The organism is Pseudomonas sp. ADAK2 TE3594 (assembly GCF_053628675.1).
The window spans coordinates 5,819,089-5,834,778 of sequence record NZ_JBRJGV010000001.1 but is presented as its reverse complement, the minus strand read 5'-3'; the positions used below and the strand labels follow the sequence as shown (position 1 = coordinate 5,834,778).

Here is a 15,690-nt window from a genome sequence, read left to right as displayed (position 1 = left end):
GGGTTCCGTTTCAGGGTGTGAATGTCTTGTGATTATTGGTGGGGTTGATAAACCGCTCTGGCTCAATGGTTGCGGGGGGGGTGGGTCGAGGGTAGGGAAGTCAAAACCGGCATCAGGGGATCCCCGGTCTCCTATAGGGTGATCTCCTACAGCAATAACGAAGACGCAGTTTTATTGTTTAATCGGATGCTTGCCAATGGCCATCATTGTGATTAGGATGCGCGCCTTGAAAGAGCGTGAACTCAATTGGATGAGACTCATCGCAGCTCTTTGATATTGTCCGGCGCCATTTCAACTCCAATGGTCGCGTGACTGTAATCCTAATTAAAGGTCACGGATGTCCTACTCAAGCAAACTTTCCGCTCATTACCTTGAACTCGCAAAAGCCTCTGTTTCAAAAGAGAATTTCGCGGGCGAGGATGTTCGCTTTTCGAGCGAATATGAGGCGTTGGAAAGTGAGCTGGGTAAAGCCTCGTCCATGCACGAAAGCGGTCAGATCGACTGGCTGAAAATCCGCGAAAACAGTGAAAACCTGCTGCGCACCCAATCCAAGGATTTGCGCGTCGGCGCCTGGTTGACCTGGGCGCTGTACCAGCGTGAATCCTTCCCGGGGTTGCTGGCCGGCCTCGGTTTGCTGCACCACCTCTGTGAAAATCACTGGGCTGAGGTTCATCCGAACAAGGCCCGCACCCGCGCCGCAGCCGTCAGCTGGTTGGTGCCGCGTCTTGAGCAGGTGCTGAACGAAAACGTCGCGATCAAAGAGCAGTTGCCGCTGTTCCGCCGTCTGGTCGAGCATCTGGAAGGGCTCGACGCCGCGTGCACCGAGCATTTGGGCGACGACGCGCCGTTGCTGCTGCCGATTTCCCGTCGCTTGAAAAACATGGTCCAGCGCGCCGCCGACAATCAGCCGGAGCCCGGTGTGGTGGGCGCCGCGGTGGCGCAGGTCAAGCAGGCCGCGACCCAGCTGTTAACTCCCGGCGCACCGATCGACAACGAAAAAGAAGCCCACAAAGCCCTGCGTGCCCAGCAGGAAAACGCCCGTCCGTTGTGTGCCTGGTGGCTCAAGCAGAAAGCCACCGACCTGCGTGCCCTGCGCCTCAATCGCACGCTGCTGTGGCTGCCGATCGACGCGGTGCCCGAGCGTAACGCCGAGCAGATCACCGTTCTGCGCGGGCTGCCGGCGGACAAACTCAAGGCCTATCAAGACCGCTATGACCAGGGGAAATACGCTGATCTGCTGGTAGAGCTGGAGGCGAGCCTGGCGAAGGCGCCGTTCTGGTTCGATGGCCAGCGAATAGTCTGGGAATGCCTCCAGGGGCTGAACGCCGAGATGGCGATGCGCGAAGTGGAAATCCACTTCGCGCTTTTGGTTCAGCGCCTGCCCGGCATCATCGAATTGCGTTTCCATGACGGCGCGCCGTTCGCCGATCCGGCCACCCGCGCCTGGATCGGCGCCCACGTCATGCCGCACCTGCAAAGCGCCAGTGCGCCACGCAAGGTCGAGGTCGCCGATACCCAGCCGGCCTGGGAGCTGGCCCTGGAAGAAGTCTTGCCGGTTCTGCGCAAGGACGGTCTCAAGGCCGCCGTGCAGGTCCTCAAGCAGGGCCTGCAAAGTGCCCATGGCGGGCGGGTTCGATTCTTCTGGCAGTTCGCCCTCGCGCGGCTGTGTTTCATGGCCAAGAAATACGAACTGGCCAAGACCCAACTCGAAACCCTCGACCAAACATTACAGGACTCAGGCCTGCACGCCTGGGAGCCCGATCTTGCGCTGGAAGTGCTGCATTTGCTGCATAGCTGCTGCGAGTTGTTACCGCAGAACCATGCAGTGCGTGAACGCAAGGAAGAGATTTATCGCAGGCTGTGCCACCTCGATCTCGAAGTGGTACTCGAATAGGCCCCCGGGCCACAACCGCAAGGAGAAAAGCCATGGCCAAAGAAGGCTCGGTAGCCCCCAAGGAACGCATCAACGTCACCTTCAAACCCGCCACCGGCGGTGCTCAGGAAGAGATTGAACTGCCGCTGAAACTACTGGCAATCGGTGACTACACCCACCGCAAGGACGAACGCAAAATCGAAGATCGCAAGCCGATCAGCATCGACAAGATGACCTTCGACGAAGTGCTGGCCAAGCAAGAGCTGAGCCTGACATTGAGCGTGCCGAACCGTCTTCAGGAAGAAAGCGACACTGAAGAACTGGCCGTGAAACTGCGCGTCAACTCGATGAAGGACTTCAACCCGGCCTCGCTGGTCGAGCAAGTGCCTGAGCTGAAAAAACTGATGGAACTGCGCGACGCGCTGGTGGCCCTCAAAGGCCCGCTGGGTAACGCGCCTGCGTTCCGCAAAGCCATCGAAGGCGTGCTCGCCGACGACGAATCCCGCGGTCGCGTACTGGGTGAGCTGGGCCTGAACGCCGCAGCCCAGGACGCCTGAGTCTCTATCAGCCAAGGAAGCCAACACTATGAGTTCGAGTGCAGCGCAGCAAAAAAGTAACGAGAATGGCGAATACAGCATTCTCGACAGCATCATCGCCGAAACCCGCCTGACGCCAGACGACGAAGCCTACGACATCGCCAAACGCGGTGTATCGGCGTTCATCGAAGAGCTGCTCAAGCCGCAGAACAACGGTGAGCCGGTCAAGAAGGCCATGGTCGACCGCATGATCGCCGAGATCGACGCCAAGCTCAGCCGTCAGATGGATGAAATCCTCCACCACCCGGACTTCCAGTCCCTGGAATCGTCGTGGCGTGGCCTGCAGTTGCTGGTCGACCGCACCAACTTCCGCGAAAACATCAAGATCGAAATCCTCAACGTCTCCAAGGACGACCTGCTGGACGACTTCGAAGATTCGCCGGAAGTGATGCAGTCGGGCCTGTACAAGCACATCTACACCGCTGAATACGGCCAGTTCGGTGGTCAGCCGGTGGGCGCGATCATCGCCAACTACTACATGTCCCCAAGCTCGCCGGACGTGAAACTGATGCAGTACGTGTCCAGCGTAGCCTGCATGTCCCACGCGCCGTTCATTGCTGCCGCCGGCCCGAAATTCTTCGGCCTGGAAAGCTTCACCGGTCTGCCGGACCTGAAAGATCTGAAAGATCACTTCGAAGGCCCGCAATTCGCCAAATGGCAGAGCTTCCGCCAGTCGGAAGACTCCCGTTACGTTGGCCTGACCGTGCCGCGTTTCCTGCTGCGTAACCCGTACGACCCGGAAGAAAACCCGGTCAAATCGTTCGTGTACAAAGAAACCGTCGCCAACAGCCACGAGCACTACCTGTGGGGCAACACTGCCTACGCGTTCGGCACCAAGCTGACCGACAGCTTCGCCAAATTCCGCTGGTGCCCGAACATCATCGGCCCGCAGAGCGGTGGCGCGGTTGAAGACCTGCCGTTGCACCACTTCGAAAGCATGGGCGAAATCGAAACCAAGATTCCTACCGAAGTATTGGTTAGCGACCGTCGTGAATACGAACTGGCCGAGGAAGGCTTCATCTCCCTGACCATGCGCAAAGGCTCCGACAACGCGGCGTTCTTCTCCGCAAGCTCGGTGCAGAAACCGAAGTTCTTCGGCATCAGCGCAGAAGGCAAGGCCGCAGAGCTGAACTACAAGCTCGGCACCCAACTGCCGTACATGATGATCGTCAACCGCCTGGCTCACTACTTGAAAGTGCTGCAGCGCGAGCAACTCGGTTCGTGGAAAGAACGTACCGACCTCGAGCTGGAACTCAACAAGTGGATCCGCCAGTACGTGGCCGACCAGGAAAACCCTAGCGCCGAAGTCCGTGGCCGTCGTCCACTGCGCGCCGCCCAGATCATCGTCAGCGATGTTGAAGGCGAGCCGGGCTGGTACCGCGTCAGCCTGAACGTGCGCCCGCACTTCAAGTACATGGGTGCCGATTTCACCCTGTCGCTGGTTGGCAAGCTGGACAAAGAGTAAACGGAGCGACTCATGACTGGATACGGCAGCCTTTTCGAACGCCTGGGTGGCGACGCGGACAAACGCGTCGGCTGGAGCCGCGAGGTCTCCGCCATGGCGTCCGTGGCTGCCCATCTGGCCAAGATGCTCAGCACCCGTGCGGGCAGCGTGCAAACGCTGTCCGATTACGGGCTACCCGATCTCAATGACATGCGTCTGAGCCTGCACGACTCCCTGAGTCAGGCCCGTTTGGCCATCGAAAATTTCATCGAAGCCTACGAGCCACGCCTGAGCAATGTGCGTGTCATTTCCCTGCCGCGTGACAACGATCAGCTTCGCCTGTCCTTCAGCATCGAAGGCCTGCTGGAAGTTGATGGTTTCAAGCGCCAGGTCAGTTTCGCCGCGCGCCTGGATGGCAGCGGTCAAGTAAAGGTCAATTAAGGAGACTCCGATGTCCGGCAAACCCGCAGCACGCGTATCCGACCCCACCGCTTGCCCGCTCCCCGGCCACGGCACCAACCCAATCGCCGCCGGTTCTGGCGACGTGTTCTTCGACGGCCTCGCGGCCGCTAGCCAAGGCGATGCCTCGGCGTGTGGTGGTGCGCTGGTTGGCGATCTTGCGACGACTGTTTTGATCAACGGTAAACCAGCGGCCACTGTGGGTTCTGTTGGTACTCATGGCAATAAGGTTACGGCTGGGTCTTCGACGGTGATTATTGGGAATTCGCATACGCCGGTGCCGTTTGTGGCGCCAGTTCCGTTGAACATTTTTGGTTTTGATGTACGTATTCAGTTGATGGACCCGGTATCTGGAGCTCCACTTAAAAACGTTGCATACATCGCCACTCTTGAAGATGGCTCGGAAATTCAAGGTGTAACGGACGAGACCGGACTGTCTAAATCACTGGGTTCAAAAGCTCAAGTTCAGAATATTCAAATTTCGGCTATTCCAAATTGGTTGGTTAGGGGGGAGTGAAATGCCTCAGGCCGTAAAAGTCGCAACTGTTGCGACAACTCCCGCGAAAGACCATACGCCAGTTCAAATTTACTTGGTAAGCGATCAAGACTTCGTAATTCCAGTCGTCTTTCCAGACTACAAGATTCATGTTGAGGCAATGGGTGTTAGTCACAAATTCTCTGATTTAGGTCACGCAGGTGTGCTGATTGTCAATGGGAAAACAGGTCTGACGAAGTATGGGGAATACGGACGTTATGAAGGCGCAGGTCCACCTGGAATTGTAAGGGTACGCCCCGTGTCTAACGTTACGATCAAAGGTGGAGCGATAACTGAATTGTCGCTCAAAAAAACCTTGAGGAGCATGTCTACGTCTTATGGGCAGTCGAGCAATGTATCCGGGGTCGTTCTTAGAGGCGCAGCCTTTGCTCAAGCCGAAGCGTGGCTGAAAAACAAAGAAAAAGACAACGCCAATATGGATAGAGAACCGTACAGCTTGAGAAGCCATAACTGCATGACGTTTGTGGCTGATTTGGTTGATAGTCTCAATCTCGGAGCGCCTAAAAGGTCATATTTCGCTGTGATACCAAAAGACTATATGGAAGATTTCCAAGAAACAAAGCCGGATCTGGATTACATATTTAGCACCGATACGCTGGAGATAAAAGATTGATCTGGTTGAAACGCTTTCTAATGGTTGTTGGCGCACTGTCCTTGTTGGTAGCTTTGGGGGTGATATTTTTTATGGACTTTTCAAAAGATAAGCCACATTTGCTCAGTGAATATCCTAATTCCCACTGGAGAGGTGGTGCCGATGGCGGTCAGTATATTGAAGTGACCAAGTCGGAGCCTCCTTATTATTTCGTGCAAGTAAGACATGAGAGTGGCGAGTTATGGGACGAAGGCTGGCTCAAGTTTGGAGATGAGAATAGTGAGCCGCTCACGGCTAATAGTGTGATCGCCTTCTCTGGAGAGGGTGTTATTTATCTTCAGCAGCGAAAAGTGCTTAGTTCAGATAAGGCGAAGGCGAAATAGCTTTAGTGAATCTTGAAAGGGTTGAAAAATGAAAGCTAAAAGGGACTGCCCCCGGTTTTCTGCTCCATTGCAAGGAGCGGAATTGACGAGCTGCGCGAAAAAAGTGAGAGCAATAATTCTACTGGCACTTGCATTGGTTTTGCCGTTCGCGGTGTTTGAAATCTATGTAGTAACAGTCCATGGATTTGCCGAGCCCTATAGCTATTTTTTCTCGGTTCCTTTGGCGGTTGTTTCTTTTCTGCTTGTGCAGCTCGTTGTTGGTTATGCCGTTGTGAAAGGCTGGGCCCTCTGCAACATGCAAGGCAATTACACGCTTTTGCTTGCATGGTTCATCACCTTATTTGTTCTGTTTTCACTCCCTCGGCTCGAACCCCGAGGGGGGGTGTAAATGAACGGCGTTTATTTTTTTGTCTGCGCGGCATTTTGGTTGATGACCTCGATGTTTGGGGTGGCTGCCCTTTATCGATTCAATCAGTGGGTGTTCCGTGAAATTTTCTAATGGGCCGAACCCAATGATCGCTGCTCGTTCGATGAAGGGCAGGGTATTGCAGTGCCCGATCGCATTCCTGAGTTCCGTCCAATGATCAGGTCCGACATCGAGCGCAGTCCAAAGGCAGTTCTTTCATGAGTTCCACTACCAGGCAGGTAACCCGTGTCCTTTAACCACTACTACCAAAGCGAACTCACCGCACTTCGCCAGTTAGGTCGTCGATTCGCCGAGCGTAGCCCGGCGTTGGCGCCTTTTCTCGGGCAAGCCGGGCGGGATCCGGATGTAGAGCGGTTGCTGGAAGGTTTTGCATTCCTGACCGGGCGCCTGCGCCAGAAGCTCGACGACGAGTTGCCGGAGCTCAGCCACTCGCTGATGCAGCTGCTGTGGCCCAACTACATGCGGCCGCTGCCGGCGTTCAGCATTTTGCAGTTCGACCCGTTGAAGCGTTCCGGGCCTGCGTTGAGGGTCGAGCGTGATACGCCGGTGGAGAGTGTGCCGGTCGATGATGTGCGCTGCCGTTTCCGTACGTGCTATCCGACCGAGGTGCTGCCGCTGGATCTGGCTGCGCTGACTTACTCGGTGAAGGGCGACGGTTCGCTGTTGAGTCTGCGCCTGGAGATGAGCGCCGATGGTCACCTTGGCGAGTTGGAGCTGAGTCGACTGCGTCTGCACTTTGCCGGTGAGCGCTACATCAGCCAGATGCTTTACCTGAGCCTGTTGCGCAACCTGGAAGGCATCGAACTGATCCCGCTGGATGGCGCCGGCAAGCCTGTCAACGGTGTGAGCGGCCAGCCGATGGCGTTCAAGATGCCGGGCGACCGTGTGCAGCCGGTGGGTTTTGCCGAAGAAGAGGCGTTGATCCCGTATCCGCTGAACACCTTCCGCGGCTACCGCTACTTGCAGGAATATTTCGCCTTCCAGGACAAGTTCCTGTTCGTCGATATCAACGGTCTGGACCTGCTCAAGGCGCTGCCGGAAGACACGCTCAAGCAGATGCGCGGTCTCGAATTGCGTTTCGATATTCGCAAGAGCGGCATCATGCGTATGCGTCCGACCCTGGACAACGTGAAGCTCTACTGCACGCCGATCGTTAACCTGTTCGAGCACGATGCTTTGCCCATTCGCCTCGATGGCAAACAGGACGAATACCTGCTGTTGCCGGCCGAGTTCGACCTGCAAAACTGCGGCGTGTTCTCGGTGGAAACCGTCACTGGCTGGAAGCCCGGCGGCCTCGGTTATCAGGAGTACGTGCCGTTCGAATCCTTCGAGCACGACCCGAGTTTCGATGTACCGACTAGCCGTCCGCATTACAGCATCCGCCAGCGTTCGTCCTTGCTGCACGACGGCCTCGACACCTACCTGAGCTTCGGCATCCGCCACACCGAAGCCCACGAAACCCTGTCGATCGAGCTGATGTGCACCAACCAGAACCTGCCGCGCAAGCTCAAGCTCGGCGACATCTGCATGGCCTGCGAAGACACGCCGGAGTTTCTGAGTTTCCGCAACATCACGCCGGCCACCTCCAGTTTCGCGCCGCCGCTGAACCGTGACTTCCTCTGGAAGCTGATCAGCAACATGTCGCTCAACTATTTGTCGCTGGCCGACGTCAATGCGTTGAAGGTGATTCTCGAAACCTACGACCTGCCGCGCTACTACGACCAACACGCAGAAAAAGTCAGCAAGCGCCTGCTGGGCGGGCTCAAGTCGATCAAGCACCAACACGTCGACAGATTGCACCGAGGGTTGCCGGTACGCGGGTTGCGCACCGAGCTGACCATCGACCCGGAAGGGTATATCGGCGAGGGCGACCTGTTCGTGTTCGCTTCGGTTCTTAACGAGTTTTTCGCGCTTTACGCCAGTCTCAATTCGTTCCACGAGCTGCGGGTAAAAAGCACACAGGGAGAGGTGTACCAATGGACACCACGTATGGGCCTGCAGCCCCTGCTTTAAGCGGGCTGACCCGGGTAATACGCGAGTACTCGCTGTTTCAGGCCGTGCTGCTGGTGATTGACCGGCTGCGCGATGCACACCCGCACCTGAGCGAAGACGACCTGTACGACCAGCTGGAATTCCAGGCCAACCCGAGCCTGGGTTTCCCTGGCAGCGACGTCGATCGCGTGGAGTTTTTCGAAGAGCACGGGCAGATGCGCGCGCGCCTGCGTTTCAACCTGATCGGCCTGGTCGGCTCCGGTTCGCCGCTGCCGGCGTTCTATGGCGAACAGGCCCTGGGCGACAGCGAAGACGGCAACCCGACCCGCAACTTCCTCGACCTGTTTCACCATCGCCTGCAACGGCTGATGTTGCCGATCTGGCGCAAATACCGCTACCGCGCGAGTTTCCAGAGCGGCGCCCTCGATCCGTTTTCCTCGCAGCTGTTTGCGTTGATTGGCCTCGGTGGCGAAGAGATCCGCAAGGCCCAGGAACTGAACTGGAAACGCCTGCTGCCGTACCTCGGCCTGCTCAGTTTGCGGGCGCATTCGGCGGCGTTGATCGAAGCGGTGCTGCGTTACTACTTCAAGCACGCCGAGTTGACCATCGAGCAGTGCATCGAGCGCCGCGTCGAGATCCTCGACGAGCAGCGCAATCGCCTGGGCCGCGCCAACAGCATGCTCGGCGAAGACCTGGTGCTGGGCGAGCACGTGCGCGATCGCAGCGGCAAATTCCGCATTCACATCCGCGAACTCGACTGGCAACGCTTTCACGAATTCCTGCCGATCGGTTTCGGCTACCAGCCGCTGTGCGCGCTGGTGCGGTTCACCCTGCGTGACCCGCTCGACTACGACATTCGCCTGGTGCTGCGCCAGGAAGAAATCCGCGAACTGCGCATCGGTGAGCAGAACGCCTGTCGCCTGGGGTGGACCAGTTGGCTCGGCCGCGAGAAAGCGGACGGCGTGGTGACCCTGGGCAGCAAAATTCATTAAGGACAGATGACACATGATCAACGTAGACCTGCAACAACTTATCCAGGCGCTGGACGCCGAAACCCGTCGTGATCTGGAAAGTTCTGCCGAACGCTGCGTCGCCCGTGGCGGCAGCAAGATCCTCGTCGAAGACCTGCTGCTGGGCTTGCTGGAACGCCCGCAAGGCCTGCTTGCACGGGCATTGCAGGATGCCGAAGTGGACGCTGGCGAACTGAGCGCCGCGTTGCAATCGCGGGTCGAGCACAGCGCCTCGCGTAACCCGGTGTTCGCCCCGGAACTGGTGCAGTGGCTGCAAGACGCCTTGCTGGTGGCCAACCTCGAGTTGGGCCAGAGCCAGGTCGAACAAGCCGCGTTGATCCTCGCCCTGCTGCGCAACCCGATGCGTTACGCCGGCAGCCGCTACCAGTCGTTGCTGGCCAAGCTGAACATCGAGCGCCTGAAAGAATTCGCCCTGTCGCAGAAAGAACAACCGGCCACCGGCAAACCCGCCGTGCCCGGCGAATCGCTGCTGCAGCGCTTCACCCACAACCTGACCCAACAGGCTCGCGACGGCAAACTCGACCCGGTACTGTGCCGCGATGGCGCGATCCGGCAGATGGTCGACATCCTCGCCCGTCGCCGCAAGAACAACCCGATCGTGGTTGGTGAAGCCGGCGTCGGTAAAACCGCGATTGTCGAAGGCCTGGCCTCGCGCATTGCGGCCGGTGAAGTGCCGCAAGTCTTGAAAGGCGTCGAACTGTTGTCGCTGGACATGGGCCTGTTGCAGGCCGGTGCCAGCGTCAAAGGTGAATTCGAGCGTCGCCTCAAAGGCGTGATCGACGAAGTCAAAGCTTCGCCGAAACCGATCATCCTGTTCATCGACGAAGCCCACACCCTGATCGGCGCGGGCGGCAATGCCGGCGGTTCCGACGCGGCCAACCTGTTGAAACCGGCCCTGGCCCGTGGCGAGCTGCGCACCATCGCCGCCACCACGTGGGCAGAGTACAAAAAATACTTCGAGAAAGACCCGGCCCTGGCCCGTCGTTTCCAGCCGGTGCAACTGCACGAACCGACCGTCAGCGAAGCGGTGACCATTCTGCGTGGCCTGGCTCAGGTTTATGAGAAGAGCCACGGCATCTATTTGCGTGATGACGCGGTGGTTGCAGCGGCCGAGTTGTCCGCCCGTTACCTGGCGGGCCGACAGCTGCCGGACAAAGCCGTCGATGTGCTCGACACCGCGTGCGCCCGCGTGCGCATCAGCCTTGCCGCCGCCCCGGAAAGCCTGGAACGCCTACGTGGTGAACTGGCCGAAGGTGGCCGTCAGCGTCAGGCCCTGCGTCGCGACGCCGAGGCCGGTCTGTTGATTGACCATGAAGCGCTGGACGCTCTGGAAGATCGCCTGGCCGACGCCGAAGAAGAAATGGTCGCTCTGGAAACCCTCTGGACCGAACAAAAAGCACTGGCCGAGCGCCTGCTGGACCTGCGTCAGCAACTGGCCAAGGCCCGTGAAGCCGCTGCCGTCGAACCGACCATCACGGTTGAAGAAGACGCTGAAGGCACCGTGATTGAAACCCTGCCAATAGACGAAGCACAAAGCGTCTTGTCCCTGGAAACTGCGCTGAACGAAACCCACCGCGCCCTGACCGAGGCCCAGGTCAAGGAGCGTCTGGTGAGCTTCGAAGTCTGCCCGCGTCTGGTGGCTGAAGTGATCAGCGCCTGGACCGGCGTGCCATTGGCGCAACTGGCCCGTGAGCACAACGCCAAGGTCGCGAGCTTCGCCACCGACCTGCGCACCCGCATTCGTGGTCAGGAACAAGCGGTTCATGCCCTCGACCGTTCGATGCGCGCCACTGCCGCTGGCCTGAACAAGCCCGATGCTCCGGTCGGCGTGTTTCTGCTGGTCGGCCCGAGCGGCGTCGGCAAGACCGAAACCGCCCTGGCCCTCGCCGATTTGCTGTACGGCGGCGATCGCTTCATCACCACTATCAACATGTCCGAGTTCCAGGAGAAGCACACCGTGTCGCGTCTGATCGGCGCGCCGCCGGGCTACGTCGGTTACGGCGAGGGCGGCATGCTCACCGAAGCCGTGCGGCAAAAACCGTACTCGGTGGTGCTGCTCGATGAAGTCGAGAAAGCCGACCCGGACGTGCTCAACCTGTTCTACCAAATCTTCGACAAAGGCGTGGCCAACGATGGGGAAGGGCGCGAGATCGACTTCCGCAACACGCTGATCCTGATGACCTCGAACCTGGGCAGCGACCGCATCAGCGAACTCTGCGAAAACGGTGCGCGGCCGACTGCCGAAGTCCTTGAAGAAACCATTCGCCCGGTGCTCAGCAAGCACTTCAAACCGGCGTTGCTGGCGCGGATGCGCGTGGTGCCTTACTACCCGGTCGGTGGCCCGGTGCTGCGCGAGCTGATCGAAATCAAACTCGGCCGTTTGGGCGATCGCCTGAACCGTCGTCAGCTCGATTTCACTTACTCCCAGGACCTCGTCGATCACCTGGCCGAACGCTGCACCCAAAGCGACAGCGGCGCACGCCTGATCGACCACTTGCTGGACCTGCACGTGCTGCCGTTGGTGGCTGATCGTTTGCTCGACGCAATGGCCACAGGTGAAAGCCTCAAGCGTGTGCATGCGACGCTCGACGGTGACGCCAGCGTGATGTGCGAGTTCGCCTGAGGTGGGTGTGATGTTCACTCAAGTGCCGCAACCGCTGGTCTATGCCGAAGCCTTGCTGGCGCAATTCGCCAGCCTGTCGCGCGCGGCGGACGGTGCTGCGCTGCTGGGTGACTTCGTGCGCGGTTTGGCCGAGCTCAGCGGTTGCGAGCTGACGCAACTGTACCTGCTGGACGCGACCCACACCTGCCTGGGGATGAACGCCGAGTGCCTGAACGGCATTCTGCAACCTCGGGAAGGGGCGAGCCTACCGGCGGATTACAACGGTGAACAACTGCTGCAATTCTCCTTGTGCCAGAACCGCGTGGTATGCCTCAGCGAGCTGAGCGGCAGCCTGCACGAAACCAGTTTTCTGCCGCTCCAGGCCACGCCCTGGCAGTCACTGTTGTGCGTGCCGTTGGTCAATCAGCAAAAGGCTGTCGAAGGTTTGCTGCTGTGTGCCAGTCGCCGGCAGATCGACCTGCAAGGCTTTGCTGATTCCCTCGGTCAACTGGGCTCGTTCGTGCTCGGCCAATTGCACTTGCTGCAACGTTTGCGTCGGCCGGCCGGCGATACACGACCAGCGTCGGTCAGCGTCCCGAGCGTCAGCGGTTATGGCTTGATCGGCAAGAGCGCGGCGATGCGCCAGACCTATTCGCTGATCAGCAAAGTGTTGCACAGCCCGTACACCGTGCTGCTGCGCGGCGAGACCGGTACCGGCAAGGAAGTGGTCGCGCGGGCGATTCACGACTGCGGTCCGCGACGTTCCCAGGCATTCATCGTGCAGAACTGCGCGGCGTTCCCTGAGAACCTGCTGGAAAGTGAGCTGTTCGGCTACCGCAAAGGCGCCTTCACCGGTGCCGACCGCGACCGTGCCGGGCTGTTCGACGCAGCCAATGGCGGCACCTTGTTGCTCGATGAAATCGGCGACATGCCGTTGTCCCTGCAAGCCAAGCTGTTGCGCGTGTTGCAGGAAGGCGAGATCCGCCCGTTGGGTTCCAACGACACCCACAAGATCGACGTGCGCATCATCGCTGCGACTCACCGGGATTTGGCGGTGCTGGTCAGCGAAGGCAAATTCCGCGAGGACTTGTACTACCGCCTCGCGCAATTCCCGATCGAGCTGCCGGCCCTGCGTCAGCGCGAAGGCGACATCCTCGACCTGGCCCGGCACTTCGCCGACAAGGCTTGCGCGTTTTTGCAACGCGATGCGGTGCGTTGGTCCGACGCGGCGCTGGATCACCTGTCCGGCTATGCCTTCCCCGGCAACGTTCGCGAACTCAAAGGCCTGGTCGAACGCGCGGTGCTGTTGTGCGAAGGCGGCGAGTTGCTGGCCGAGCATTTCTCCCTGCGCATGGAAGCCATGCCGGAAGACAACAGTCTGAACCTGCGCGAACGCCTGGAGCAGGTCGAACGCAGTTTGCTGCTCGACTGCCTGCGCAAAAACGACGGCAACCAGACCCTCGCCGCCCGCGAACTCGGATTGCCGCGCCGCACGCTGCTTTATCGCCTTGGGCGCCTGAATATCAATTTGGGTGATTTCGATGGCTGACCATAACTTTTGCCACCCAAACACTGTGGTTGGAATGCTCCCTTTGATCAGCGCATTCCCTGTGGCGAGGGGACTTGTCCCCGTTCGGCTGCGCAGCAGTCGCAATTCAGCCAACGCGGTCTGCCTGAACAAACGGGGTAGCCGGTTTTGGGGCCGCTTCGCGACCCAACGGAGACAAGTCCCCTCGCCACAGGGGGCCACCATTTCCCTTGTGATTGGCTATAGGGCTTGGAATAGAGCCTTCCGATCTACCTCATTCGCTTCTAACAGCGCCGCCCAAACGGGTCGGCGCTTTGTGCTTTGTCTACCCCTGGAGACCCTCTGATGCCTGTTCGTCACTGGCAAGCCGTCCTGCTGACCCTCGTCGTTCTATGCGGCCTCGGCGGCTGTAGCGGCAATTACAAATACAACGACAACACCTATCGCCCATTGGGTGATCCGCAGGCGGTCAATCGCGGCAAGTGACCGCAAGGAGTATCACCATGGAACTGGTTTTCGAAATGCTGAATACCAAGCAGTTCGTGCCCACGGATTTGTGCCAGAAGACCTTCAAGCAGGCCGGTGGCGTGATCGGCCGGGGCGAGGATTGCGACTGGATCATCCCGGACCGCAAGCGTCACCTGTCCAACCACCACGCGTTGATCAGCTACCGCGAAGGCACGTTTTTCCTGACCGATACCAGCAGCAACGGTATCCAGAACAGCGAAAGCGGTGCGCGTCTGCGCAAAGGCGAGCCAATGCGCATCGAGCACGGCAGCGTATACGTGCTGGGTGACTTCGAGATCCGCGCGCGACTGGTGCGCGACCCGGCGACGTTCGACGTTGAAGCTGGCCGTCCGCAGGCCGCGGGCAGCATCATTCCAGACGATGCCTTCCTCGACCTCGACCCGCTGAATGCCCTCGACCAGCAAGAGCGCGTGTATTCGGAAATCGACGAACTGATCTCCCCGAGCACCACCATTGAGGACACCCGTCAACGCGCCGACTACGCACGCATCGACATGGAAAGCCTGATGGTCCCGGAGCTGATCGACGCCCCGGCAGAGCCTGCGCCAGCCCCGAAGCCTGCGGCTGTGGCGCGTCAGAGCGAAGGCTTCTGGGAACACTTCGGTGCCGCCCTCGGCGTGGACCTCAAAGGCCTCGACCACGACGCCCGCGAAGCCCTGGCCCTGAACGCGGCACGCCTGCTCAAGCAGAGCGTCGGCGGTTTGCAGCAGAGCCTGCGCACCCGCAGTGAACTGAAAAACGAACTGCGCCTGGCCCAGACCACCGTGCAAGGCACCCACAAGAATCCACTGAAATTTGCCGTCGATGCCGGTGAAGCGCTGGGCATTTTGTTGCAGGGCAACAAGCCGGGTCAGTTGCCGGCGGCGCAAGCGATCTCCCGTGCGTTCCGTGATTTGCAGGCGCATCAGGTGGCGTTGCTGACCGCCAGCCGCGCCGCTGTTCGCGGCACCCTGGAACACTTCTCGCCGCAACAGCTGACCCTGCGTTTCGAGCGCGACAACAAGCCGTTGCTCGCCACCTCTGGCAGTCGCTGGAGAGCCTACGGGCGTTATCACCAGGCTCTGCGTCTGGACGATGACTGGAGCGAGCGCCTGCTGGCCCGCGACTTTGCCCAGGCCTACGAAGAACAGATCCGCCTGATTTCCACCCTTCACACCGACCACCAAGGATGATGCGCATGTCTCGCTGCTCGACCGCTTTTTTCAAGACGCTGACGGCGCTCATTGCCCTTGTGCTGTTGGCCGGATGCTCGTCGTTGTCGCCGTATTCCAAAGTGACCAAAGTCAACCTGAAGCTCACCGGCAGCGATCAGCTGAACCCGGACCTCAACGGGCGTCCGTCGCCGATTGTCGTGCGTCTGTTCGAGCTCAAGCACCCGGTGACGTTCGAGAACGCCGACTTCTTCAGCCTGTACGAACGCGCCAAGGAATCCCTGGTCCCGGACCTGGTGGCCAGCGAAGAACTCGAGCTGCGTCCGGGTGAAACCGTCGAGCTCAAACTCAGTGTGGAGGAGGGCAGCCGTTACGTCGGCGTGCTCGCGGCCTACCGCGACCTGCCGGAAACCAAGTGGCGCTACACAGTGCAAATCACTCCGCTGGAAGTCACCGTGGCTGACCTGACCCTCGATCAGGCCGGCATCCGCAATACCCATGAAACGCTCGCCAAGGCGGATGACTGAT

At 59.4% G+C, this 15,690-nt stretch carries 15 protein-coding genes; all 15 read left to right on the top strand.

Translation table 11 applies throughout. The features are described 5' to 3' along the window. The first annotated feature begins 337 nt into the window (after positions 1 to 337). The 15 genes from tssA to tssJ all read left to right on the top strand — a co-directional run bounded on the left by tssA (position 338) and on the right by tssJ (position 15,689). Positions 338 to 1,894: a type VI secretion system protein TssA gene (tssA, locus tag AB7M22_RS26330; protein WP_454188228.1), complete on the top strand. Its 1,557-nt coding sequence runs from the start codon at positions 338 to 340 to the stop codon at positions 1,892 to 1,894. A gap of 32 nt (positions 1,895 to 1,926) precedes the next feature. Continuing rightward, positions 1,927 to 2,430: a type VI secretion system contractile sheath small subunit gene (tssB, locus tag AB7M22_RS26325; protein ID WP_007894548.1), complete on the top strand. Its 504-nt coding sequence runs from the start codon at positions 1,927 to 1,929 to the stop codon at positions 2,428 to 2,430. A gap of 28 nt (positions 2,431 to 2,458) precedes the next feature. Next, positions 2,459 to 3,934 carry a type VI secretion system contractile sheath large subunit gene (gene tssC / locus AB7M22_RS26320; RefSeq protein ID WP_007894551.1) on the top strand — a complete coding sequence of 492 codons (1,476 nt, stop codon included), beginning with the start codon at positions 2,459 to 2,461 and terminating at the stop codon, positions 3,932 to 3,934. A 12-nt stretch (positions 3,935 to 3,946) separates the two neighbouring features. Next, positions 3,947 to 4,354 carry a type VI secretion system baseplate subunit TssE gene (gene tssE, locus AB7M22_RS26315; protein WP_007894554.1) on the top strand — a complete coding sequence of 136 codons (408 nt, stop codon included), beginning with the start codon at positions 3,947 to 3,949 and terminating at the stop codon, positions 4,352 to 4,354. A 10-nt stretch (positions 4,355 to 4,364) separates the two neighbouring features. After that, positions 4,365 to 4,889 (top strand): PAAR domain-containing protein, encoded by a 525-nt coding sequence (locus tag AB7M22_RS26310; RefSeq protein WP_454188227.1) that lies wholly within the window; start codon positions 4,365 to 4,367, stop codon positions 4,887 to 4,889. Position 4,890: 1 nt separating this feature from the next. Then, complete coding sequence (locus tag AB7M22_RS26305; RefSeq protein WP_454188226.1) at positions 4,891 to 5,541, top strand: hypothetical protein; 651 nt, start codon at positions 4,891 to 4,893, stop codon at positions 5,539 to 5,541. After that, complete coding sequence (locus AB7M22_RS26300) at positions 5,538 to 5,903, top strand: hypothetical protein (protein WP_007894571.1); 366 nt, start codon at positions 5,538 to 5,540, stop codon at positions 5,901 to 5,903. Before AB7M22_RS26305 ends, AB7M22_RS26300 begins: the two co-directional genes overlap by 4 nt. A 28-nt stretch (positions 5,904 to 5,931) precedes the next feature. Further along, positions 5,932 to 6,291 (top strand): hypothetical protein, encoded by a 360-nt coding sequence (locus AB7M22_RS26295; protein WP_454188225.1) that lies wholly within the window; start codon positions 5,932 to 5,934, stop codon positions 6,289 to 6,291. A gap of 264 nt (positions 6,292 to 6,555) precedes the next feature. Further along, positions 6,556 to 8,343, top strand: a complete 1,788-nt coding sequence (tssF, locus tag AB7M22_RS26290; protein ID WP_454188224.1) for a type VI secretion system baseplate subunit TssF — start codon at positions 6,556 to 6,558, stop codon at positions 8,341 to 8,343. After that, positions 8,307 to 9,314, top strand: coding sequence for a type VI secretion system baseplate subunit TssG (gene tssG / locus AB7M22_RS26285; protein WP_454188223.1), 1,008 nt, complete (start codon positions 8,307 to 8,309; stop codon positions 9,312 to 9,314). The genes tssF and tssG overlap by 37 nt, the downstream gene beginning before the upstream one ends. Before the next feature lie 13 nt (positions 9,315 to 9,327). Then, positions 9,328 to 11,976 carry a type VI secretion system ATPase TssH gene (gene tssH, locus AB7M22_RS26280; RefSeq protein WP_454188222.1) on the top strand — a complete coding sequence of 883 codons (2,649 nt, stop codon included), beginning with the start codon at positions 9,328 to 9,330 and terminating at the stop codon, positions 11,974 to 11,976. 10 nt (positions 11,977 to 11,986) lie between these two features. Beyond that, entirely contained in the window at positions 11,987 to 13,504 is a 1,518-nt protein-coding gene (locus AB7M22_RS26275) for a sigma-54 interaction domain-containing protein (protein ID WP_008007647.1), read from the top strand. 324 nt (positions 13,505 to 13,828) lie between these two features. After that, on the top strand, positions 13,829 to 13,969 hold the full coding sequence (locus tag AB7M22_RS26270; RefSeq protein ID WP_007894589.1) for a hypothetical protein: 141 nt from the start codon (positions 13,829 to 13,831) through the stop codon (positions 13,967 to 13,969). 17 nt (positions 13,970 to 13,986) lie between these two features. After that, positions 13,987 to 15,183, top strand: a complete 1,197-nt coding sequence (tagH, locus tag AB7M22_RS26265; RefSeq protein WP_454188221.1) for a type VI secretion system-associated FHA domain protein TagH — start codon at positions 13,987 to 13,989, stop codon at positions 15,181 to 15,183. A 5-nt stretch (positions 15,184 to 15,188) separates the two neighbouring features. Further along, a complete protein-coding gene (tssJ, locus tag AB7M22_RS26260; RefSeq protein WP_008007643.1) occupies positions 15,189 to 15,689 on the top strand; it encodes a type VI secretion system lipoprotein TssJ in 501 nt (166 codons plus the stop codon). The last annotated feature ends 1 nt before the right edge of the window (position 15,690 follow it).

What these genes read in the sequence shown, in the direction of transcription:
- tssA (WP_454188228.1), top strand. Translation starts at nt 338, where the DNA reads ATGTCCTACTCAAGCAAACTTTCCGCTCATTACCTTGAACTCGCAAAA.
- tssB (WP_007894548.1), top strand. Translation starts at nt 1,927, where the DNA reads ATGGCCAAAGAAGGCTCGGTAGCCCCCAAGGAACGCATCAACGTCACC.
- tssC (WP_007894551.1), top strand. Translation starts at nt 2,459, where the DNA reads ATGAGTTCGAGTGCAGCGCAGCAAAAAAGTAACGAGAATGGCGAATAC.
- tssE (WP_007894554.1), top strand. Translation starts at nt 3,947, where the DNA reads ATGACTGGATACGGCAGCCTTTTCGAACGCCTGGGTGGCGACGCGGAC.
- AB7M22_RS26310 (WP_454188227.1), top strand. Translation starts at nt 4,365, where the DNA reads ATGTCCGGCAAACCCGCAGCACGCGTATCCGACCCCACCGCTTGCCCG.
- AB7M22_RS26305 (WP_454188226.1), top strand. Translation starts at nt 4,891, where the DNA reads ATGCCTCAGGCCGTAAAAGTCGCAACTGTTGCGACAACTCCCGCGAAA.
- AB7M22_RS26295 (WP_454188225.1), top strand. Translation starts at nt 5,932, where the DNA reads ATGAAAGCTAAAAGGGACTGCCCCCGGTTTTCTGCTCCATTGCAAGGA.
- tssG (WP_454188223.1), top strand. Translation starts at nt 8,307, where the DNA reads ATGGACACCACGTATGGGCCTGCAGCCCCTGCTTTAAGCGGGCTGACC.
- tssH (WP_454188222.1), top strand. Translation starts at nt 9,328, where the DNA reads ATGATCAACGTAGACCTGCAACAACTTATCCAGGCGCTGGACGCCGAA.
- AB7M22_RS26275 (WP_008007647.1), top strand. Translation starts at nt 11,987, where the DNA reads ATGTTCACTCAAGTGCCGCAACCGCTGGTCTATGCCGAAGCCTTGCTG.
- AB7M22_RS26270 (WP_007894589.1), top strand. Translation starts at nt 13,829, where the DNA reads ATGCCTGTTCGTCACTGGCAAGCCGTCCTGCTGACCCTCGTCGTTCTA.
- tagH (WP_454188221.1), top strand. Translation starts at nt 13,987, where the DNA reads ATGGAACTGGTTTTCGAAATGCTGAATACCAAGCAGTTCGTGCCCACG.
- tssJ (WP_008007643.1), top strand. Translation starts at nt 15,189, where the DNA reads ATGTCTCGCTGCTCGACCGCTTTTTTCAAGACGCTGACGGCGCTCATT.